Origin of the sequence: Agrobacterium sp. SORGH_AS_0745, from assembly GCF_030818995.1 — a bacterium.
Lineage (GTDB): Bacteria > Pseudomonadota > Alphaproteobacteria > Rhizobiales > Rhizobiaceae > Agrobacterium > Agrobacterium tumefaciens.
The window spans coordinates 1552756-1574528 of sequence record NZ_JAUTBI010000003.1; the positions used below are offsets into that span (position 1 = coordinate 1552756).

The window sequence follows — 21773 nt, forward strand, 5'->3', positions numbered from 1 at the left end:
GAAAGAGTTTGGGCGCGGCCAGCCAGCTCCGATGTCTTTTGCGCAGCGGGGCTGGGGCTTTTTCGGTCCTCTGAAAGAAAGGCAAATCCTGTTGGTGCCGGATTACGCAGTTTCCTTTTCCACAGGCGCCGCCGGTTCCGGGATTTTTTCCGCTTCCTCCACGACTGCCACCCCGGCCTCCGTCTCCTGAGGTGCCGGCGTGACCATCGCCGCCACCAGCGTGTCGAGGCCGATGGCGCCGACTGGCTTGCCGTCTTCATCCACCACATGGGCGCTGGTTTCGTTCGCCTCCGACATATCGCGGGCGATGGTTTCCAGAGTCGCGTTTTCCGGCACCGACATGCCCTCGGGTTTCGCCGTCAGCGGCTCCATCACGGTGGTCGCCTGAAGCACGCGGCTGCGGTTGACGTCGCGCACGAAGTCGGTGACGTAACCATCCGCAGGGGAAAGGATGATGCTCTGGCCGTCGCCCTGCTGCACCACTTGGCCGTCTTTCAGAATGGCAATGTGGTCGCCGAGCCGCAAAGCCTCATCCAGATCGTGAGTGATGAACACCACGGTCTTTTTCAGCTCCTGCTGAAGGTCGAGCAGCATCGTCTGCATATCGACACGGATCAGCGGATCGAGAGCCGAATAGGCCTCATCCATCAGGAGAATATCGGCATCGTTGGCAAGCGCGCGGGCAAGGCCAACACGCTGCTGCATGCCGCCGGAAAGCTGGTTCGGATAATAATCCTCATAGCCGGCAAGACCGACACGATCCAGCCAGTAACGGCCTTTCTCTTCGCTGTCCTTGCGTGGCATGCCCTGAATATCGAGGCCGTAGACGCTGTTTTCCAGCACGGTGCGATGCGGCAGGAGGCCGAATTTCTGGAACACCATCGCCGTTTTGTGACGGCGGAATTTCCGCAGCGCCGAAGTGCTCATGCCGCAAATGTCCTCGCCGTCGTAGAGGACCTCACCTGCGGTCGGGTCGATCAGCCGGTTGATGTGGCGGATCAGCGTCGACTTGCCGGAACCGGAAAGCCCCATGACCACGGTAATCTTGCCGCCCGGCATGGTGATGTTGATGTTGTTGAGACCGAGCACATGGTTGTGTTTGTCGTTCAGCTCGACCTTGTCCATGCCTGATCGCACCGCTTCGAGATATTTCTCGGGATGCTTGCCGAAGATCTTGTAAAGATTCCTGATTTCGATGCTTTTAGCCATGGGAGACCTCGCGGTATTTCTGCAGGCGCTTGCCGAAAGCCTGGCTTGCCCGGTCGAACATGATGGCGATGGCGACCAGAGCGAAACCGTTCAGGAAGCCCACCGTGAAAAACTGGTTGTTGATGGCCTGCAAGACATTCTTGCCGAGCCCGCCGACACCGACCATGGAGGCGACGACAACCATGGCGAGCGCCATCATGATGGTCTGGTTGATGCCGGTCATGATGGTGGGCAACGCCAGCGGCAGCTGCACATTGAACAGCTTCTGGCCGTTGGAGGAGCCGAAGGCATCGGCGGCTTCCAGCACCTCCCGGTCTACCAGGCGGATGCCGAGGCTGGTCAGGCGGATGACGGGCGGAATTGCGTAGATCACCACTGCGATCAGGCCCGGTACCTTGCCGATGCCGAAAATCACCACCACGGGGATGAGATAAACGAAGCTTGGCAGGGTCTGCATCACGTCGAGCACGGGATTTATGATACGCTGCAACCGTTCGGAGCGTCCCATCAAAATGCCGAGCGGCAGGCCGATGACGATGGCGATCAGCGTGGCGATGGCGACGATGGAAAGCGTCGTCATGGCGTCGCGCCAGAGGCCGACTGCGCCGATCATGAGCAGGGAGATGGCCGTGCCACCGGTGATCTTGAAGCTGCGCCCGGCCAGATGCACGATCGCCAGAATGACCAGCATGGTGACGATCCACGGGGTCTGGATGAACAGCCGCTCCGAGGAGTTGAGAAAGAGCTGCAGCGGATGCACGATCACATCGATCGCATCGCCGTAATTGCGCACGATATCGCGAAAACCGTCATCGATGGTCTTGCGTGCCACACGCATCGTGCCGTTATCGATGGCCGGAAACTTGCACAGCATATCCGGCAGATAGTTACAGAGGGCCATTATTGTTGTTTTCCCTTTGGGTTTTGGGGGATGGGTGGTCGAGGCTGGAGCGCGGGGCACCCCTCCGTCCTGCCGGACATCTCCCCCACAAGGGGGGAGATCGATCCGAGGCAAAGTCTCGCCCGTCAAACAGGTTGCGGATTTGTGAGAAGGGTGAGCCTAGCCGATCTAGATGCCCGGCAGGGCAGAGGGGGGTAAAGCCACGGATGACAACCGAAGCTTCCCACTCTCATCAACCAATCACATCGAAGCCTTGATCTTCTCCGCCACCTCGGGCGAAACCCACTTCGTCCAGATATCCTCGTTGTTCTCGAGGAAATATTCCGCGCCGTCTTCGTTGGTGCCCTGGTTTTCATCCATCCAGGCCAGAACCTTGGCGACGGTCTCGTTGTCCCACTGCCGCTTGCGGATATAGTCGATGGAAGGACCGGCCTTCTCGGCGAAGTCCTTGGTGACAACAGTGAATACCTCTGCCACCGGATAGGCGTTTGGCTTGGGATCGGCGCAATCAGGCTTGGCGATGCAATTGTCGTAGGCCTCGCGGTCGAGTGCCACGCCATCGTCCAGTTTCACCATGTCGTACTTGCCAAGAATGGCCGTCGGGGACCAGTAATAGCCGAGCCAGCCCTGCTTTTTCTCATAGGCATTGGAGATCGAGCCATCGAGGCCCGCGGCGGAGCCGGTATCGATCAGGGCGAAGCCCTTCTCATCGGCCTTGCGTGCCTTGAACAGGTTGGCGGTCGTTGGCTGGCAGCCCCAGCCCGGCGGGCAGCCAAACACGGCACCCTTGCTGGCGTCTTCCGGCGCCGGGAAAAGCTCGGGATGCTTGAGTGCGTCCTCAACTGTCTTGATATCAGGGTGTTCGTCGGCGAGATATTTGGGAATCCACCAGCCTTCAACGCCACCTTCACTCAGGATTTTGCTTTCCTGGATCAGGTTGCCCTTCTTGACGGCGTCCTCATAGGGGGCGCCAAGGGTATTCACCCACATTTCGGGCGCCATATCCGGCTGGCCCTTTTCATTCATGGAGGTGAATGTGGGAGTGGTGTCGCCGCTGATGACGTTGACCGTGCAATCATAGCCGTTTTCCATGATGAACTTGTCGACGTAAGCCGCAACACCGGCGGACGCCCAGTTCATTTCGGCGATGGTGACACTGCCGCATGTTTCTGCGGCGTTGGCGGAATTTGCTGCACCGGCAGCGATGGTAAAGCCCGTTACGAGAATGGTCGAGGCCAGGAGTTTCTTCATGGGAGACCTCCAAGTCTGATGCAGTGTTTTCAATTGGCAAAGCGGGAGCACTGCAAAGCCCGGATTGCCAAGGGCGAACTGACATGGCGCATGAAAAAGCCGAAAAAATCCGGCGATAAGATTATCCGCAAGACGTGCTGCAGGATTGCCGCGAGAAAGGCGGCGAAAAGGCGCATGAATATGTCAACGGCCCGGATAATACGGCCGAAAAGTGATATTGCAATGCGAAATGGCGCAACGCAGCCATGCGTTCGATTTCCGGAACATTTTTTCCGGTGGCGTAATACATGGGAATTATTTGCGTTTGCGGAAGATATATTATGAGTTGCAGCAACTGGAAATAAAAATTCAATGTCGATAAAGATGTTATTTAAATAAAAGATGCGTATGATAATTTGTGGAAAAAATATTCAGTAACGAGATTTTTGCAGGTATTTTCGTCCAAAATAAGATCGGGCGACGATTGGATCGCCGCCCGTTTCTGCATTCAGCGTGTCAGACGGTGTCCTTGCCCGCGACCTTCAGTGCGAAGGCATATTCGAAGGCAATTTCTTCCAGCCGCTGGAAACGGCCCGACTTGCCTCCATGGCCAGCCGCCATGTTGGTCTTGAGCAGGATCGGGGCTTCCCCCGTCGTCTTTTCGCGCAGTTTCGCCACCCATTTGGTCGGTTCCCAATAGGTCACGCGCGGGTCGGTGAGGCCGGAAAGCGCAAGCAGCGGCGGATAGGGCTTTTCCCCGACATTGTCATAGGGGCTGTAGGCGGCGATCCACTGATATTCCTCTTCCGATTCCAGCGGATTACCCCATTCCGGCCATTCCGGCGGGGTTAGCGGCAGCGTGTCATCAAGCATGGTCGTCAGCACGTCCACGAAGGGAACCGCAGCGATGATGCCGGCAAATTTTTCCGGGGCCATGTTGGCGACGGCGCCCATCAGCATTCCCCCTGCCGAACCGCCTTCCGCGATAATGCGATCGTAGGAGGTAAAGCCTTCCTTGACCAGATGATCGGCAGCCGCGATGAAATCCTTAAACGTGTTCTCTTTGTCTTTCATCTTGCCGGTTTCATACCACTCGAAACCCTTGTCCTTGCCGCCGCGAATGTGGGCGATGGCATAGATGAAGCCACGGTCTGCCAAAGACAGCGTTGTGGTGGAGAAGGAAGCGGGAATGGTGATGCCATAGGCGCCGTAGCCATAAAGCAGGCAGGGGGCCGAACCGTCGAGCGCTACATCCTTGCGGTAAAGCAGCGAGACCGGCACCAACTCGCCGTCATGGGCAGGCGCCATGATGCGGCGGGTAATGTAATCGTCGGGATTATGGCCGGAAGGCACTTCCTGCGTTTTCAGCAGCGTGCGGTCGCGCGTCACCATATTGTAGTCGAACAACTGGCTCGGCGTCGTCATCGAGGAGTAGGAGAAGCGGATGACATCGGTGTCGTATTCTGCAGCGCCATGCAGGCCAAGCGAATAGGCTTCCTCGGCAAAGGCGATGGAATGTTCCTCGCCCGTGCGGCGATCGCGGATAACGATGCGCGGCAGGCCGTCGCGGCGCTCCAGCCAGATCAGATGGCGGGCATAGGCATCGACGGAGAGAATGAGGCGACCCGGCTCATGCGGCACGACCTCCTTCCAGTTTTCCTTGCCCGGCGCGGTCACGGGCGCTTCCATGATGCGGAAATCCTTGGCATCGCCGTCATTGGTGAGGATGTAGAAGACATCGCCGCCTTCGCACATCGAATATTCGATACCTTCCTCGCGCTCCGCAACCACGACAGGCTCGGCCATCAGGTCCTTGGTGGAAAGAATGCGGTATTCGCTGGTCTCATGGTCGTGAATGTCGATGAAGATGAAGTCGTCGAGCACGGACGCGCCAACGCCCATGAAGAAGCCCGGGTCCTTTTCCTCATAGACCAGCCTGTCGGCCGACTGCGGCTCGCCGATGATGTGGTGGAAGACCTTCGAGGGGCGGTGGTTTTCGTCCTGTAGCGTATAGAAGAAGCTCTTGCCGTCAGGCGCCCATGCCCCGCCGCCGCCGGTATTTTCCACGACATCGGCAAGGTCTTCACCGGTTTCGAGATTACGGATGCGCAGCGTGAAATATTCCGAACCCTTGTCGTCATAACCCCAGATGCCGTGACTGTGATCGGAAGACTGGTCGAGGCCGGCAAGACGGAAATAATCCTTGCCTTCAGCTTCCCTGTCGCCATCAAGCAGCACGTGCTTTTCGCCGCCATCACGCGGGGTGCGGAAATAATGCGGCTGCTCGCCGCCGGTCACGAACAGCGTGCCATAGGCATAGGGCCCGTCATTGACCGGAACAGAGGAATCATCCTGCTTGATACGGCCTTTCATCTCCTCGAACAGCTTTGCCTGAAGCGCCTTGGTGTCGCCCATTGCGGCTTCCATATAGGCGTTCTCGGCCTCCAGATGGGCGCGGATGGCTGGGTCGAGCAGGGTAGGGTCCTTGAACATGGCCTGCCAGTTATCGGCCCGGAACCATGCGTAGTCATCGGTGCGGGTGATGCCGTGATGCGTATCCTGGACGGGCCGTTTTTCGGCGGTCGGGGCGGCGGGCAGGTTCTTGAAAATCGGCAAGGGAAACTCGCTTTCGTATGAAAAATGCGTGGGCGGCACCCAAGATGTAGAGTGCCCCTCACCACCGATCAAGTTTCAAATCTCCACAGGTGAAATGAGGCTTGGGCACAATTTCGTCAGTTTTCGATCACATTTTGGCAATATCCGGCAAATCAGCGATGATACGCGCCTGCCACCGGCCTGCCGTGCATCGATAAGAACAAACGAAAACTGACAGGATCCCATGCGAAAGTTTCTTCCCGCTGCTCTTTCTGCGTTTTTCCTTGCCTTGCAGGCATCTACACCCGCTTTCGCAATAGACGCCAACGTCATGCGGCAGCTGAACGTGCTCGCCCCCGAGGAGCGCCTGGAGCAGCGATGCGACATAGAGGCGATGGAGCGGATCGCGACGGAGCAGAAGGGCATGAAGCCGGATAAGGTCATTGCCTATACCTTCGGTGATCCCGAGGTTGGCAAGAATTCGATAAAGGCGTCGGGTGCAGTCTTCAGAAGCGCCGGTGAATGGTACAAGCTCAAATACAAGTGCCAGCTGAAAAGCGACAGCCTCTCCATCCAGTCCTTCGATTACCGTGTCGGCGACAAGATTCCCGAAGAGCAGTGGAAGAAGTTGTATCTTTATGACTGATCGGAGAATTCTTCGTCCGCGGTCGCCGGTTTAAACCCCGCTTTTCTTGCCGCCCTGCCAATGGGTCTGTAACGCTGTCCTTCGATCGAAGTGAGGGGCGAGAACATGGCGAAGCAATTCAAGGGACTTTCGGCTTTTCCGATCACGCCCGCTGACGAGGCCGGGCAGGTGGATAGCCAAGCCTTTTCCGCCCTCGTCGAGCGGCTGGATGCGGCGGAGGTCGATTCCATCGGCATTCTCGGCAGCACCGGAACCTATATGTATCTATCGCGTGCCGAGAGGCGGCGCGCGGTCGAGGCAGCCCATGCCGTCCTCAAGGGCAGGCGCACGCTGATGGCAGGCGTCGGCGCATTGCGTACCGATGAGGCCGTGGCGCTGGCGAAAGATGCCGAAGCCGCCGGTGCCGATGCGCTGCTTCTGGCACCCGTTTCCTATACGCCGCTGACTCAGGAAGAGGCCTATCACCATTTCGCCGCCGTCGCCGGCGCAACCGATTTGCCGCTCGCCATCTACAACAACCCGACGACGACGCGATTCTCCTTCAGCGATGAGCTTCTGGTCAGGCTCGCCTATATTCCGAATATCCGCGCCATAAAGATGCCGCTGCCGGCCGATTCCGACTATGCGGGAGAGCTTGCGCGGCTGCGGCCGAAACTGACGGATGATTTCGCCATCGGTTACAGCGGCGACTGGGGGTGTGCGGAAGCAACGCTTGCCGGTGGCGATGCCTGGTACAGCGTCGTTGCGGGCCTGCTGCCGGTTCCGGCATTGCGGTTGATGCGCGCCGCTCAGGCCGGGGATGCGGAGGAGACGCGCAGGCTCGATCTGGCCTTCCAGCCGCTCTGGGCGCTCTTCAAGGAATTCGGCAGTATCCGCGTGGTCTACGCCGCCGCCAATGCTTTGTCGGTAACGGCATGCGAGCCGCCCCGGCCAATCCTGTCGCTCACCAGCGCGGAGCGCCAGCGGGTGGAAGAGGTGCTGAACGCTCTGTCCACGCTGGAAGCCGCGCCATAATTCGGGCGTTTTGCAGGCGGATTGCCACATCTTACCCTTCGGAAACTGAAAAATGCTGCGTAGCCTGCCCTTTGCCGCTCTCTTCCTGTCGCTCTCCACTGCCGCCTTCGCGGGGACGGGTCTCGTCGAGCCGACGCTGAAAATGACGCCGAGGCATGACGGCAGGGTGCGGGTGGCGATGACTCTGGACGCCTGCATGGGCAAGACCGACCATCGCATTCTCGATACGCTGGTGCAGGAAAAGATACCGGCGACGATCTTCGTCACTGCCCGCTGGCTGAAGCACAATAGCGAAGCGCTTGCCGTAATGATGGCGCATCCGGATTTGTTCGAGATTGAAAACCACGGCGAAAACCATGTACCAGCGGTGGACAAGCCCGTTGCCATCTACGGCATTGCCGCTGCCGGTTCGGAAGCGGCAGTCGAGCAGGAGGTCGAGGGCGGCAGGCAGGCAATTGTCGCCATGACCGGTCTTCAACCGCAATGGTTTCGCGGTGCGACGGCGAAATATACCACCTCGTCCATGGCTACCATCAACAGGCTCGGCATGCGGGTGGCGGGTTATTCCGTCAATGGCGATGGCGGCTCGCTTCTGGGCGCGGCCGCCACGGCAAAGCACATCGCTTCGGCCAGGGACGGCGACGTCATCATCTCCCACATCAACCAGCCCACCCACGAAGCGGGTGAGGGCGTGGTGAGGGGCCTTCTGGCGCTGAAGGCGCGCGGCGTGGTGTTCACAAGGCTGGATGACCCGTCGTTTACGCCGCCGGGTAATTGAGCGCGGTGGCTCTCTCCTCATTCCTGTAACAAGCACGGGAACGAGGGAAATGAGCATCCCACATCCACGCCCGTTTTTCGGCGGCATACCGCGCAAATTTGCGCTAGCATCCTCCCATGCTGTTCAAACGCCCCGACACCGAAACCCTATATTCCGCCCTTGTTAACAAGGACCCCGCCTATGAGGGCGTGGCCTATGTGTGCGTGACCTCGACGAAGATTTTCTGTCGCTTTACCTGTACGGCGCGAAAGCCGAAGATCGAAAACTGCCGCTTTCGCGAAACCATCGCCGAATGTCTGGAAGCTGGCTTCCGCCCCTGCAAGCGCTGCAAGCCGATGCTTTCCTATGGCACGGCGGATGAAACCGTCACCGTACTTCTGACGGCACTGGAAAACGAACCGGCGCGGCGCTGGCGTGAGGAGGATGTGGTGGCGATGGGCCATGACCCTTCCACCGTGCGCCGCACCTTCAAACGCCGTTTCGGCATGAGTTTTCTGGAAATCGCAAGGCTGCGGCGGCTGGGAGATGCGGCGACAAGCCTCGCATCAGGAGAAGCCGTGATCGGCGCGCAGATCGATGCCGGATATGAATCCGGCAGCGGTTTCCGCTCGGCCATCAACCAGTTCTTCGGCACCTCTCCCGCCGCCATGAAGGGCAAGGGGTTCCTGAAGGGCGACTGGATCGACACGCCGATCGGCCCGATGCTGGTGGTTGCCGATGATCACGCCCTGCATCTTCTCGAATTTGCCGACCGTCCAGCGCTTCCGGCCGAATTGAAGCGGCTGAAGGCCCGCACCGGCGCGGATATGGTGCTGGGCAGGACGCCGGTCACCGGCCAGATCGCAGCAGAACTCGCGGCCTATTTCGCCGGGCACTCGGCTGACTTCGAAACCCGGCTTGCCGGACACGGCACACCCTTCGAGCGCGATGTCTGGCACGCATTGCGGGAGATACCGGCGGGAGAGATCGTCAGCTATTCTTCGCTTGCGACGTCGATGCAACGGCCATCCGCCGTGCGTGCCGTCGCCCGCGCCAATGGCGCTAACCAGATTGCCATCATCGTTCCCTGCCACCGGGTGCTGGGCGCAGATGGCAGCCTGACCGGGTATGGCGGTGGGCTGTGGCGCAAGAAATGGCTGATCGAGCACGAGCGGCGCATGGCCGATAAGCTCCGCATCCCTCTCGCCTCCTGACCGGCCATCAGGCCGGCAGGTTTGGAACGATGCGGCGTGAGGGAAACAGCTCGCGCGTTACTGTCATGGCGATCAGCGACAGCGGAAGTGCCAGCATGGCGCCCGCAGCACCCCACATCCACGTCCAGAAGATGATCATCACGAAGACGAGGAAGGGGTTGATCTCCATGTTGCGGCCCACCACTGCCGGAAAGGCCAGGTTTTCCATCAACAGGTGAATGGTGAAGAAGATCGCGGATGGCAGCAACGCCAGCACCATGTTGTCATGCGTGATGATGCCTGCCACCGCCAGCGACACCGTCATGGCGGTGATGCCGAGAAACGGCACGAAGCTGGAGAGAAAGGCGAAAAGCCCCCACAGAAGCGGCATGGCCAGCCCGCCGAAATAGGCGATTGCCACCATCGTCACGCCCAGCGCCGCATAGATCAGCGCTGCCGTGGCAAAATAGGTGCCGAGCACTTCTTCCACCGAAGCGATGATGCGAATGGCCCTCAGCCGCTGGTGCCGGGCCGGAAAGGCCATGATGATCGCCTTGCGCAGCCTCAGGCGGCTGTAGAGGAACATCAAAAGCGCGGCGAGGAAGATCATGCCCTGAACGACTGCGGGGGTGACGTTGGAACCGAGCAGGGAAATTATCTCGCCGCTGCGCGAAATCAGCGACTCCATTGAAATCGACCCCATGCTGAAGGTCGCTGCCGAAATGTTCAGCCATCGAATGCTTTGAAGATAGGGCAGGAAGCGGTCCATACTGCGTTCGATCAGCGCTGGTCCTTCGGAGGCGAGCTGCGACAACGGGTCGATCAGCGAATTGATCACGAAAAACATCACGGCCGCGACAAGGCCGGAGAGAATGACCGCCACACCGGCACCGGGAATGCCATAGGAACTAAGCTTCTCCGCCGCGATGCCGAGGATCATGCCCACGACAATCGCCAGCACCACCGGTATGAGGATCAGAGACAATTCATGAATGACCGCCATCATGACGACAAGAAAAATGCCGATCACCGACCATGCAACGGCCACATCGAGCGCTTCTCGGCCAAGCGGTTGCTGGCTGCGCGCGTCGTCACGGTGCGACCCGGACGCCAGACCCTCGAAAGGGTCGGCCCTCGTCGACGGAGCGTTTGCGGCGCGCCGCCCGATATTGCCCAATATGCCGGTATTTTCCGGCCTGGCATTCTCATTCATCGAACTGTCCCCCAATAAGACATCAAACGTTCGAAAAATGAGGCGGTTCCGGAGCGGCAAAAATTTCTGCCGCCCCGTGGTCTTTACGCGGAAAGCTTCAGGCCTATGCCCCACGGATCTTTGAGAACAATACCGTCGCTCTGCCGTTCCGTAGCTATTTCCAGCCGGTCGAGAGCGGCCATTGCAGTATCGAGCGCCACACTGTCGTTGAACTTCAGCGAGTAGCCCGAAAGGCCGGTCATGTTGTCCTTGCGGGCCGTGGCGCCGCGGCTGTTCCAGATATTGGCGGCCACATGGTGATGATAAGCGCCCGAGCCGAAGAAGCTGGCACCCGGATAACGCGCCATGATCTTCAACCCCAGTACATCCTGATAAAACTCATCCGCCTGCGGAATATTGCCGACCTGCAGATGCATGTGGCCGATGGCCGTTCCATCGGCGGCGCCCTCGAACGCCGTTTTCGGCGCACTGTCATACAGCGCCTGTAGGTCGAGGCGGAGCGTGGCCATCTCCACCGTGCCGTCCTGCTGGTAGGTCCATTCCGACGGCGACCGGTCGCGATAGACCTCGATGCCGTTGCCTTCGGGGTCGGCCAGATAGATCGCTTCACTCACCAGATGGTCGGATGCGCCCTGAAGCTGGATATTGTTGTGCGCGGCATGGGCCAGCCAATGGGCCAGATCCTCGCGGCGTGGCATCAGGAAGGCGGTGTGGAACAGGCCTGCTGCATTGCGCGGCGCGCGTTCAACCGTGCCGGAGGTGGAAAGTGTCAGCAGCGGCTGGCCGTTGACACCAAGAACCTCGCCGCTCGGGCTTTTCTCGATGACGGAGAGGCCGATGATTTTCTGGTAGAATTCCGAAATGCGCGGCAGATCGTGAACGACAAGATGAGCCTGACCGACATAAGCCGGCCGCGTCAGGGCGAATTGTTTGATTTCACTCATCATAATCTCCATATTGAATCCGGCGTGCTGACGACGCGGATTTGCGCGTCTGCATCAGCCGACGCCGCTTTGCGGCGTTCATTTGTGGTGAATATGGGCGGGTTTTGTCGTTCAGCAAAGATCGCCATCTGGCGATTGACCGTCCACTATTCGTTGACAATGCCCCTGTTGCTGCTCCGACGCAGCTTTGACTTCAATCAAGGCGAAGGGCGCATCGGCAGGGAAATATGAGCCCGACACGTGAACGGCAGATTACGCCAAAGGAGATAGCCATGTACAAGAAAATCATCGTACCGGTAGACCTCAGCGCCATCGACAAGGGAGAGAAGATTCTCGCCAAGGCCAAGGCGCTGCTGGATGCCGATGGCGAGATCGTCCTCATCAATGTGGTTGAGGAACTGCCCGGCTATATGGCGATCGACCTGCCGGTAGATCTCATCGAAAATGCCATCAAGGATGCCAAGACGAAACTTGCGGATATTCAGGTGAAGGCCGGCTTCAAGGGCAAGCACGAAATCAGAAGCGGCGCGCCGGCGCGTGAAATCATAGCCGCTGCCGAAGAGCACAAGGCCGATCTCATCATCATCGCATCGCATATGCCTGACTTTACCAATTATTTCATCGGCGCCACCGCCGACCGCGTGGTGCGCCATGCCAAGTGCTCGGTGCTGATTGACAGGTAAAGTGAGTTGAAATCTTGGGGTTGCGGGCGATTTTCGCCCGCACCGGCTGGAGGAGAAGACCATGAATGTCGAAAGTTACGAGAAAATCCTGCGCGACCGCCAGCGCGAGCTTTACAGCCGCCTGCACAAAATCGAGGCGGATTTCGAAGAACCGCGCAACCCCGATGACGACGATCGCGCCGCTGAACGCAGCAATGACGAGGTGCTGGATGAAATTGGGCAGGTGGGCCAGGACGAGTTGCGCGCCATCGACGCCGCACTCGACCGCATCGCGAACGGTACCTACGGCACCTGCGTCAAATGCGGCAAGAAAATTTCGGAAGACCGCCTGAAAGCCGTGCCCTATACGCCGTTCTGCCAGGAATGCGCTGCGGCCTTGTGAGGGCGCTCCTTTTTCCCTCCTCATTCCTGTGACAAGCGCAGGAATGAGGGAAACGGCGAGGCCACCGATCAACCTCTCCTTTCGCAACAGCCCGGAACGCAATTTGATCGCCGTTAACCGGCTGCTGTCTTGTTCCTGTCTAATATTGCCGTCATGCTTGGCCACAAGCAGGCAAACGGGAATGGACTATGAGTAACGTGTGGCGGTTTGGTCGCCAGTATGATTTTCACGAGATTGTCGCCGATGGTATCGTCCACGGCGTGGGTATCGTTTTTGCGCTGGTGGGCGCCACGGCGCTGATTTTTTACGCGACCGTCTGGGGCAGCCTCAGCGCCATCGCGGCCGCCTGGATTTACGGACTCGGCCTTGTCGCCTGCCTTTCCGTGTCCTTCACCTATAATATCTGGCCGCATTCCAACGTAAAATGGTTCCTGCGCCGGCTGGATCACTCGGCGATCTTCATCCTGATCGCCGCCACCTACACGCCGTTCCTGATGCGCGGTATCCACGAGCCGCTGATTGCCACCATGCTGGGGCTGATCTGGCTTGCCGCCATCTGCGGCATCTTGCTCAAATGCCTGTTTCCCGGCCGTTACGACCGGGTCGCCATAGGCCTTTATCTCGCCATGGGCTGGAGCGGCATCATGGTGGTGCAGCCGCTCTCAACGCATCTGGCCCCCGTCACGCTCTGGCTAATTGTCGCTGGCGGTGTCATCTATTCGCTCGGCGTGGTCTTCCACGTCTGGGAAAAGCTGCGATTCCAGAACGCCATCTGGCACGGTTTCGTCGTTGCCGCCGCCGTTGTCCACTATTTTGCCGTGGTCACTTCCTTCAGCCTCGTTCCCATGTCTTCCTGAGCTAGAGAGCACTGGACAGCCATCCGCGTCATCGCCTAATGCTCGCCTGAAGGTCGTGCCCCGGAACGTTGGGCGCGCGATGCAGACAAGAATGAGGGCGAACGATAATGAGTTTGGAACTGCGCGATGCCACCGTGGACGATCTTTCCGGCATCATGGAGATTTACAACGACGCGGTCCTGAACACGACGGCGATCTGGAACGAAGTGCTGGTCGATCTGGAAAACCGCAAGGAATGGTTTTCCGCCCGCAAGTCACGCGGCTTTCCTGTGATAGTCGCGATTCTTGACGGCAAGGTTGCCGGCTATGCTTCCTATGGCGACTGGCGCGCCTTCGACGGCTATCGCCACACCCGCGAACATTCGGTTTATGTCCACAAGGACGCGCGCGGCCACGGCATCGGCAAGCGGCTGATGCAGGCGCTTATCGACCACGCCTCCGGCAACGATGTGCATGTGCTGATCGCCGCGATCGAATCGGAAAACGCCGCCTCCATCCGCCTGCACGAAAGCCTCGGTTTCACCGTTGCCGGCCGGTTTTCGGAAGTGGGCACCAAGTTTGGCCGCTGGCTGGACCTGACTTGCATGGAGCTTAAACTGAACTAGTACGCGGGCCGGGATTTCTCTCAGGCGGGGCGCCGGGCGAAGGCCAGCATGACGCCGAAAGCCATCATCATCGAGCCGCTGATCCGGTTGACGCGCTTCAGGGCGCGCGCATTGCGCATAAGACCGGACAGTCGCGAACCGACAAAGGCATAAACGGTGATTGCCACCACCTCGAGCAGCAGGAAAATTGCCCCGAGCGTGGCGAAGCTCTGCCAATAGGCGTCCTGCTGGATGAATTGCGGGAAAAAGGCCGTGAAGATCAGGATGGCCTTCGGATTGCCGGAGGCGACAAAAAACTCCTGCCGCAGATAGGTCTTGAGAATATTTCCGTTGCCCGAGGAGATATCGGGAGCGGTGACATCCGCCCTTGAGCGGATGAGCTTGAAGCCGATCCACAGCAGGTAGAGAACGCCGATCCATTTGATCAGCGAAAACATCATTTCGGAAGCCATCAAAAGTGCGCCGAGGCCCAAAGCGGCGATCGCGATCATGCCCGCAAACGCAACCAGCCGACCGCTCGCGGCCATCACTGCCGTTGCCATGCCGTATCGCGCACCAACCGTCATCGACAGGAGATTGTTTGGCCCGAACGCCATGTTCAGGGCAAAGCAGGCGGGAATGAATATGAGGATGGTTTCGAGCGCCATGATGGTGATCCGGAAGGAGTGAGATCGCGATAGTCTCACTCTCCGGTCCGGCTGTCGAGACGGTCATTTTCTTCGCAAAAACGGCCGGCAGGCAACCGGCCGTTACCTGTCTCCCATCAGATCGGTTCGAACACCATCGAATGGCCGTTGATGCAATAACGCAGGCCGGTGGGCGGTGGGCCGTCCGGAAAGACGTGGCCGAGGTGGCCGCCGCAATTGGCGCAGCGGATTTCGGTGCGCACCATGCCAAGCGTCGCATCGCCATGTTCCGTCACAGCACCCGGTTTCACCGGTTCGAAATAGCTCGGCCAGCCGCAACCTGCATCGAATTTGGTATCGGACAGGAACAGCGGCTCGTCGCAGGCGGCGCAGCGATAGAGGCCTTTCTGGAACGTGTCCCAGTAGGGACCGGTAAATGGGCGCTCGGTGCCGTGTTCACGCAGGATGCGATATTGCTCCGGCGTGAGCTGCTCGCGCCAGTCGGCATCGCTCTTGTTCACTTTCGGGGATGTCAGATCGCTCATGGAATGATCCTTTCTGTTCCTGCCAGAAATAGGCATCGGCGCTGCAGATTGAAAGAGGGCAGCTGTCATAACGAGTACGTTATGGGCAGGTATGAGAGTCGATTTGGGTTGAGATGGCGGTGTCTATGCCTTAACTGAAAAATACGATTTGAAAAGAACGCCATTCATGGGCGTACAGGGGTAGGGGAAGCCCTGGGAGATGTGAATGACATCAGATGTCACGCAGCTGACATTCCTGTCGCTGTTTTTGCCGTTTCTGGCAGCGCTTGCCGCACCGATGCTGGTGAAAAGATTAGGTCACAATGCCGTCTGGATATTGGCGATCGCGCCCGCGCTGGCTTTTGTCCACTTCGCACTGATGCTGCCGCAGGTGGCGGCTGGCGGCGTGGTCACGGGCGGTTACGTCTGGGTTCCAAGTTTCAACCTCAGCTTTTCGTGGTTCATCGACGGCCTGTCGCTGACCTTTGCACTTCTGATCACCGGTATCGGTCTGCTGATCGTGCTTTATGCCGGCGGTTACATGAAGGGGCATCCGCAGCAGGGCCGCTTCCTGTCTTTCCTGCTTCTGTTCATGGGCGCGATGCTGGGCGTCGTGGTTTCGGACAGCCTGTTGATGCTATTCGTTTATTGGGAACTGACCTCGATAACCTCGTTCCTGCTGATCGGATTCGACCATGCGCGCCCGGCCGCACGCCGTGCCGCCTTGCAGGCGCTGGTGGTAACGGGCGGCGGCGGTCTGCTGCTGCTCGCCGGGTTGATCTTCATCTGGGACATGAGCGGCATGACGCAATTGTCCATGCTGGTGCGTGGCGGCGATATATTACGCGACAGCCCGTTCTATCTGGCTGCGCTGCTGCTGGTTCTCGGCGGCGCGTTCACCAAATCGGCGCAGTTCCCGTTCCATTTCTGGCTTCCCAACGCGATGGAGGCACCGACACCGGTTTCGGCCTATCTGCACTCGGCAACCATGGTGAAGGCCGGCGTCTATCTTCTGATGCGCCTCAACCCCGTTCTCGGCGATACCGCTGCCTGGCAGATCCTGCTGCCGTTCTTCGGCGGGTTGACCATGCTGACCGGCGCGCTGCTGGCCGTGCGCCAGACCGACCTGAAGCTGATGCTGGCCTATACCACCATGTCCTCGCTCGGTCTGCTGGTGATGCTGACCGGCTTCGGCTCGGACCACGCGATTGAGGCGGCTGTGCTTTATCTGGTGGCGCATTCGCTTTTCAAGGGCGCACTGTTCATGGTCGCCGGCATCATCGACCACGAGACCGGAACCCGCGATGTGACGAAGCTCGGCGGCTTGCGAAAAGCCATGCCGATCACCTTTGCGGCAGCACTTGCCGCAGCCATCTCCATGGCCGGCCTGCCGCCCTTCTTCGGCTTTCTCGCCAAGGAGGAGATTTATTATGCGCTGGCGCATGGCAATCCGCGTGCCGTGCTGTTCACCGGCATCGCCATTCTCGGCAATGCGCTGATGTTTGCCGTCGCTTTTGCCGTGGCGCTGAAACCTTTCCTCGGCAAGCCCGTGAAAACCCCGAAACACGCTCATGAGGGACCACTGCTGCTGTGGCTCGGCCCGGCGCTGCTGGCGATAAAGGGGCTGACCATCGCTCTCTTCGCTGGCCTTTCGCATTTTTACATTTCGACGCCGATGGCAAGCGCGATCGCGGGTGAGGCGCGCCCGGTGGAAATCTCGCTCATTCCCCATATCGGCGTGCCGCTCGGCCTGTCGCTTCTGACGATCGCGCTCGGCATCGTCCTCTACATGCAGCTTTCCGCCGTTCGCGGCCTGATGGTGCGCACCTTCAAGGCGCTGGGTGCAGGGCCGGACAGGGGCTTCGATGTTTTCATCGAAACGCTGGTCAAAATCTCGTTCCACGTTGTCAGGCTTATCCAGCCCGGCAGGCTGGAATTTTACGTCACCGCCACTTTCGCCGTCATCGCCGTCGTGCTGCTTGCGCCGCTGTTTCTCTATGGCGAAATGCCGTCCATGCCGGCGTGGCCGCACGACATGAAAATCCATGAGCTGACCTTCATTGCCATCGCGGTTGCGGGCCTTGTCGCTGTGCTCACGGCGTCCAGTCGGCTTACGGCCATCATCGCGCTCGGCATTCAGGGGTTTGCGGTGGCGGTCATCTTCCTGCTGTTCGGTGCGCCCGATCTGTCGTTTACGCAATTCATGGTCGAAACCCTTTCCGTGGTCATTCTGACGCTGGTCATGACAAGGCTTCGCCTGTCGCCGTCAGACCATCGCGGCCCTGGCCAGAAGCTTCTGGACAGCACCATCGCCATTGCCTGCGGAACCGGCTTTGCCCTGTTCCTGATGCGGGCGACGGAAGCGTCGTTCGATAATCGCCTCACCGATTTCTACAACACCTATTCCAAGGTCATCGCCCACGGGGCGAATGTGGTGAATGTCATCATCGTCGATTTCCGCGGCACGGATACGCTGGGCGAGATTGCGGTGGTGATGATAACAGGCCTGGCCATTCTCGCGCTCATCCGCATCCGCCCGGCTGCTGCCATCAAGGGACCAGCAAAAATAGCGAAGAAGAAGGGAGCGCGGGCTTGAACACGCTTATCCTGCGCACCGTCGCCCCCGTGGTCACCAGCCTCATGGTGCTGTTTTCCATCTTTGTATTGCTGCGCGGCCATAACGAGCCGGGCGGCGGTTTCATCGGCGGGTTGATCGCGGTCTCGGCGCTGGCGATCTACGGCATCGCTTATGGTGTGGCCGCAGTCCGGCGCGCCATCGTGTACCATCCGCTGTCCATTGCCGGCGCGGGGCTGCTGTTGGCGATGTTGTCTGGTCTCGTCTCGATTGCAGCCGGCGTGCCCTTCATGACCGGGCTGTGGGTCTATCCGAGCCTGCTCGGTGTGGAAGTGCCACTCTCCACCGTCATGTCCTTCGATATCGGCGTTTATCTCGTCGTGGTCGGTGCCATCACCTCCATTGCGCTGGCTCTGGAAGAAAGGGATAGCGACTGATGGAAGCTGTTTTCTCCATTCTCGTCGGCATCTTCTTTTCGGTGGCGATCTATCTCATGCTCTCGCGTCACAGCATCCGCATGCTGCTCGGCATCGCCATTCTCGGCAACGCAGTCAACCTCCTGCTGTTCACGGCGGGAAGGCTGACGCGCGAAGTGCCGCCGATCATTCCGCCCGGCATGGACACGCTGCCGGCGGGTGCCGCCAATCCGCTGCCGCAGGCGCTTATCCTCACGGCAATCGTCATTTCCTTTTCCTTCTTCTGTTTCCTGCTGGTGCTGACCTGGCGCGCGTTCCAGGAATTGCAGACCGACGACACCGACGAAATGCGCACCGCAGAACCGGCAGGCGAGCCTTTGCCGCCGCTCGGTTATTGAGCGGGGCGGGGCACAGACACATGGCTTCATCCACCACTTCCGCAATATCAGATCTTTCCGCAGCGCTTGTCACGGCACCCGTGCCGCTATCCGACTGGCTGATCATCCTTCCCGTCGCGCTCTCAATCGGCGCAGGTGCGGTGCTGATGATGCTGCGCCACACCATGCGTCTGCATGCGCCCATTGCAATCACGGCACTTGTTCTGCTGGTACTGCTCGATGCTGCGCTTCTGTGGAAGGTCGTGACCCAAGGGCCGTTCACCATGGTCATGGGCCGCTGGCTGCCACCCTTCGGCATTGCCTTTACGGCTGATCTTACCGGCACGCTGCTGTCGCTCGCCGCCGCCATCGTAGCGCTGGCCGGTGCCATCCATGCCAGCGCCGATATCGATGCCAGCGGCAGGCGATACGGTTTTTATCCGTTCCTGATGCTGTTGATGGCGGGTGTCACCGGTGCGTTCCTGACCGGCGACCTCTTCAACCTCTATGTCTGGTTCGAGGTGCTGCTGATCTCGTCCTTCGGCCTCATCGTGCTGGGCTCCACGCGCGAGCAGATCGATGGCGCGCTGAAATACGCCATCCTCAACCTCATTGGCACGACGCTGTTCCTGATCACGGTTGGTTATCTCTATGCCATCTTCGGCACGCTCAATATGGCCGATATCGCGCTGAAGGCGACGCAGCTGCGCGGCACGGCTCCGCTGATGACGCTTGCCAGCCTGTTTGCTCTCGCCTTCGCCATGAAGGCGGCGGCCTTTCCGGTGAATTTCTGGCTGCCCGCCTCCTATCACACGCCGCGCATCGTCGTTTCCGCCCTGTTCGGCGGCCTGCTTACCAAGGTCGGCATCTACGCGCTGCTGCGCGTCATGGTCATGCTGTTTCCGGTCGAGCGGGAGGAGCTGAGTATCGTCATCGCCATCTCTGCGGCGCTGACAATGGTGCTCGGCGCAATGGGTGCGCTGGCACAGAACGATATCCGCCGCATGCTCGGTTACATCGTCATATCGGGCATCGGTTACATGATGGCGGGCATCGCCATCGGCACGCCCTCCGGCGTTGCCGGCGCGATCTTTTACGCGCTGCACTCCATGGTGCTGATGACGGCGCTTTATCTCGCCGCCGGCCACGCCGCCCGCCTTGGCGGCAGTTTTACCCTGACTTCGCTCGGTGGCCTTTATCGGCAGGCGCCGTGGTTTTCGGGCCTCGCGCTCGCCTTGTTTTTCGCCGGTTCCGGACTGCCGCCGTTTTCCGGCTTCTGGCCGAAGGTGGTTCTCGTCAAATCGGCGATCGATATCGGCGCCTGGTGGCTTGCCGCAGCCCTTCTCCTGTCCGGCTTCATCGCCACCATCGCCTTCGGGCGGGTCTTCCTCTTATGTTTCTGGCGCCCGGCAGTGGCCTCAACCGGCCAGGCGCCGTCGCTGCCTGCGTCGCCTCTGGCGGCCCCTTCTTTCGTCCCGCTGGTCGGGCTGACATTGCTGGTAGTATTCTTCGGCCTGTTTCCGGAAAGCCTGCTCAATCTCAGCCAGCAGGCGGCGGCGGGGCTCGGCAACCCCGAAGCCTATATCCAGTCGGTGTTTCCCGAAGGGAGCAGACCATGAGCCGCTACATCCTGTTACTGCTCTTCGTTGGCGTATGGCTCGCCGTAAGTGGCAGCGTCACGCCGGCGAACATTCTCTTCGGCCTCATCGTCTCGGCGCTGGCGCTCGGCCTTATTCGTCACCAGATCCCCGAGGGCGGCCGTCATCGGCTGCGTCCGGTCCGCGTGCTGTCGCTGCTGCTGCTGTTCTTCAAGGAGCTGGCGCTGTCGGCCTGGAAGGTGGCGGTGATGGTGACGCGGCCGAAGCTCGATGTGCAGCCCGGTATCTTCGCCTATCCGCTCAGGCTGACGACGGATTTCGAGATCACGCTGCTTGCCAATCTCATCACGCTGACCCCCGGCACACTTTCGGTCGATGTTTCCGAGGATAAAACAACGCTCTACGTCCACGCGATCGATTGCAGCAATATCGAAGCCGCAAAGAATGACATCCGAAACGGCTTCGAAAAAAAGATCATGGAGGCGTTTCAGGGATGACGCCGGAACTCATAGTTTCATTTGCAACTGTACTTGCCACGGTTGTACTGTCCGCTGCCTTTTTGCTGACAGTATATCGCGTCGTCGTCGGTCCGACCTTGCCGGACCGAATCGTCGCGCTCGACATGCTGGTCGGTATCGCCATCGGCTTCATTGCGGTTATCGCCATCCGCACCGGCGTCGATCTTTATGTCGATATCGCCATTGCGCTCGGACTGGTGGGTTTTCTCGCAACGGTGGCTTTTGCCCGCTTCGTCCTGTCGCGCGGTGCAGATGGCAGGCGCAGGACAAAGGCTGTTCTGGACGGCGAGCGGGCATCGGAAGTTGTTGAAAAATCTGAAAAACAAGTATCCAGGCGTGGAAAAAGAAGGGGCGGGCGATGATGGGCTGGATCGTGGCTATTCTGGTTGCGGCACTGACGGTCTCAGGTGCCGCCTTCTCGCTGATTGCGGCAATCGGGCTTAATCGCCTGCCGGATGTCTACACCCGCATGCATGCGGCTTCCAAGGCGGGAACGGTGGGCTCAGGCCTGTTGTTGCTGGCTGTCGGCATTCATTCCACGGAAATATCGACGCTGGCACGGGCACTTGCCGGTTTCTTTTTCTTCGTTCTGACAGCACCGGTCTCCGCACATCTTCTTGCAATGGCTGCACACAAGGCAGGTTATCCACTTGCTGATAAATCGGTAGTTGATGACCTAAAGAAAATTTGAAGTTGAATTACCCCCTAATAATGGGGGGTCTTCGTTTTGCATTACTACTTGGCATAGTATTTTATTACCCGTGATTTTTTGTATTCCAATTAGACTGTTTTGAACTGAAAAAATCATAATAGGAATTTGACTTTTGCTGTTTTGATGCTATCCAAATTAAGTGTAAAATTGCTTATTGCGATTTGCATCTAGCCTCTTCATGGTCGGCATAGGCATTTT

General features: G+C 59.1%; 23 protein-coding genes. 15 read left to right on the forward strand and 8 right to left on the reverse strand.

Features of this window, described 5'->3' with window-relative positions:
* Window positions 1-102: 102 nt before the first annotated feature.
* The 4 genes from QE432_RS17290 to QE432_RS17305 form a co-directional block, all read right to left on the reverse strand.
* Window positions 103-1209, reverse strand: coding sequence for a quaternary amine ABC transporter ATP-binding protein (locus QE432_RS17290; protein ID WP_111783234.1), 1107 nt, complete (start codon window positions 1207-1209; stop codon window positions 103-105).
* Entirely contained in the window at window positions 1202-2110 is a 909-nt protein-coding gene (locus tag QE432_RS17295) for an ABC transporter permease (protein WP_003511991.1), read from the reverse strand. Before QE432_RS17295 ends, QE432_RS17290 begins: the two co-directional genes overlap by 8 nt.
* Window positions 2111-2350: 240 nt before the next feature.
* A complete protein-coding gene (locus tag QE432_RS17300) occupies window positions 2351-3361 on the reverse strand; it encodes an ABC transporter substrate-binding protein (RefSeq protein WP_019564115.1) in 1011 nt (336 codons plus the stop codon).
* Between the two features lie 495 nt (window positions 3362-3856).
* Window positions 3857-5956, reverse strand: a complete 2100-nt coding sequence (locus QE432_RS17305) for a S9 family peptidase (protein WP_145166364.1) — start codon at window positions 5954-5956, stop codon at window positions 3857-3859.
* Window positions 5957-6179: 223 nt separating this feature from the next.
* Here QE432_RS17305 and QE432_RS17310 point away from each other — a divergent pair, with 223 nt between their 5' ends.
* The 4 genes from QE432_RS17310 to QE432_RS17325 all read left to right on the forward strand — a co-directional run bounded on the left by QE432_RS17310 (window position 6180) and on the right by QE432_RS17325 (window position 9566).
* A complete protein-coding gene (locus QE432_RS17310) occupies window positions 6180-6581 on the forward strand; it encodes a DUF930 domain-containing protein (protein ID WP_003511997.1) in 402 nt (133 codons plus the stop codon).
* A gap of 105 nt (window positions 6582-6686) precedes the next feature.
* Entirely contained in the window at window positions 6687-7595 is a 909-nt protein-coding gene (locus QE432_RS17315) for a dihydrodipicolinate synthase family protein (protein ID WP_111803563.1), read from the forward strand.
* A 52-nt stretch (window positions 7596-7647) separates the two neighbouring features.
* A complete protein-coding gene (locus QE432_RS17320; RefSeq protein WP_019564112.1) occupies window positions 7648-8373 on the forward strand; it encodes a polysaccharide deacetylase family protein in 726 nt (241 codons plus the stop codon).
* Window positions 8374-8489: 116 nt separating this feature from the next.
* Window positions 8490-9566: a bifunctional transcriptional activator/DNA repair enzyme AdaA gene (locus QE432_RS17325; protein ID WP_306625078.1), complete on the forward strand. Its 1077-nt coding sequence runs from the start codon at window positions 8490-8492 to the stop codon at window positions 9564-9566.
* 7 nt (window positions 9567-9573) lie between these two features.
* On the opposite strand, the gene QE432_RS17330 is transcribed toward QE432_RS17325, so the two are convergent.
* Together QE432_RS17330 and QE432_RS17335 are read right to left on the reverse strand one after the other, a co-directional pair.
* Window positions 9574-10758, reverse strand: coding sequence for an AI-2E family transporter (locus QE432_RS17330; RefSeq protein ID WP_013635695.1), 1185 nt, complete (start codon window positions 10756-10758; stop codon window positions 9574-9576).
* An 83-nt stretch (window positions 10759-10841) separates the two neighbouring features.
* Complete coding sequence (locus QE432_RS17335) at window positions 10842-11702, reverse strand: VOC family protein (RefSeq protein WP_306625080.1); 861 nt, start codon at window positions 11700-11702, stop codon at window positions 10842-10844.
* Between the two features lie 272 nt (window positions 11703-11974).
* On the opposite strand from QE432_RS17335, the gene QE432_RS17340 reads away from it, so the two are divergent.
* The 4 genes from QE432_RS17340 to QE432_RS17355 all read left to right on the forward strand — a co-directional run bounded on the left by QE432_RS17340 (window position 11975) and on the right by QE432_RS17355 (window position 14229).
* Window positions 11975-12385, forward strand: a complete 411-nt coding sequence (locus QE432_RS17340) for a universal stress protein (protein ID WP_174049264.1) — start codon at window positions 11975-11977, stop codon at window positions 12383-12385.
* Between the two features lie 61 nt (window positions 12386-12446).
* Entirely contained in the window at window positions 12447-12767 is a 321-nt protein-coding gene (locus QE432_RS17345; RefSeq protein WP_003512004.1) for a TraR/DksA family transcriptional regulator, read from the forward strand.
* Window positions 12768-12955: 188 nt separating this feature from the next.
* A complete protein-coding gene (gene trhA / locus QE432_RS17350; protein WP_003512005.1) occupies window positions 12956-13624 on the forward strand; it encodes a PAQR family membrane homeostasis protein TrhA in 669 nt (222 codons plus the stop codon).
* A 107-nt stretch (window positions 13625-13731) separates the two neighbouring features.
* Window positions 13732-14229 carry a GNAT family N-acetyltransferase gene (locus QE432_RS17355; RefSeq protein WP_003512007.1) on the forward strand — a complete coding sequence of 166 codons (498 nt, stop codon included), beginning with the start codon at window positions 13732-13734 and terminating at the stop codon, window positions 14227-14229.
* 20 nt (window positions 14230-14249) lie between these two features.
* On the opposite strand, the gene QE432_RS17360 is transcribed toward QE432_RS17355, so the two are convergent.
* Together QE432_RS17360 and msrB are read right to left on the reverse strand one after the other, a co-directional pair.
* Entirely contained in the window at window positions 14250-14876 is a 627-nt protein-coding gene (locus QE432_RS17360) for a LysE family translocator (protein WP_019564107.1), read from the reverse strand.
* A gap of 116 nt (window positions 14877-14992) precedes the next feature.
* The gene (gene msrB / locus QE432_RS17365) at window positions 14993-15400 is read right to left on the reverse strand and encodes a peptide-methionine (R)-S-oxide reductase MsrB (RefSeq protein ID WP_306625084.1); all 408 of its coding nucleotides are present in this window, start codon (window positions 15398-15400) and stop codon (window positions 14993-14995) included.
* Between the two features lie 205 nt (window positions 15401-15605).
* Here msrB and QE432_RS17370 point away from each other — a divergent pair, with 205 nt between their 5' ends.
* The 7 genes from QE432_RS17370 to mnhG are packed head-to-tail and all read left to right on the forward strand — an operon-like array spanning window position 15606 to window position 21554.
* A complete protein-coding gene (locus QE432_RS17370) occupies window positions 15606-17975 on the forward strand; it encodes a putative monovalent cation/H+ antiporter subunit A (protein ID WP_003512011.1) in 2370 nt (789 codons plus the stop codon).
* Window positions 17972-18391 carry a Na(+)/H(+) antiporter subunit B gene (locus tag QE432_RS17375; protein WP_003512013.1) on the forward strand — a complete coding sequence of 140 codons (420 nt, stop codon included), beginning with the start codon at window positions 17972-17974 and terminating at the stop codon, window positions 18389-18391. The genes QE432_RS17370 and QE432_RS17375 overlap by 4 nt, the downstream gene beginning before the upstream one ends.
* The gene (locus QE432_RS17380; RefSeq protein WP_003509263.1) at window positions 18391-18768 is read left to right on the forward strand and encodes a Na+/H+ antiporter subunit C; all 378 of its coding nucleotides are present in this window, start codon (window positions 18391-18393) and stop codon (window positions 18766-18768) included. Before QE432_RS17375 ends, QE432_RS17380 begins: the two co-directional genes overlap by 1 nt.
* Before the next feature lie 20 nt (window positions 18769-18788).
* Window positions 18789-20366 (forward strand): Na+/H+ antiporter subunit D, encoded by a 1578-nt coding sequence (locus QE432_RS17385; protein WP_003512023.1) that lies wholly within the window; start codon window positions 18789-18791, stop codon window positions 20364-20366.
* Window positions 20363-20842: a Na+/H+ antiporter subunit E gene (locus QE432_RS17390; protein ID WP_121556461.1), complete on the forward strand. Its 480-nt coding sequence runs from the start codon at window positions 20363-20365 to the stop codon at window positions 20840-20842. Before QE432_RS17385 ends, QE432_RS17390 begins: the two co-directional genes overlap by 4 nt.
* Window positions 20839-21225 carry a cation:proton antiporter gene (locus QE432_RS17395; RefSeq protein WP_306625093.1) on the forward strand — a complete coding sequence of 129 codons (387 nt, stop codon included), beginning with the start codon at window positions 20839-20841 and terminating at the stop codon, window positions 21223-21225. Before QE432_RS17390 ends, QE432_RS17395 begins: the two co-directional genes overlap by 4 nt.
* Window positions 21222-21554, forward strand: a complete 333-nt coding sequence (gene mnhG, locus QE432_RS17400; protein WP_003512029.1) for a monovalent cation/H(+) antiporter subunit G — start codon at window positions 21222-21224, stop codon at window positions 21552-21554. Before QE432_RS17395 ends, mnhG begins: the two co-directional genes overlap by 4 nt.
* The last annotated feature ends 219 nt before the right edge of the window (window positions 21555-21773 follow it).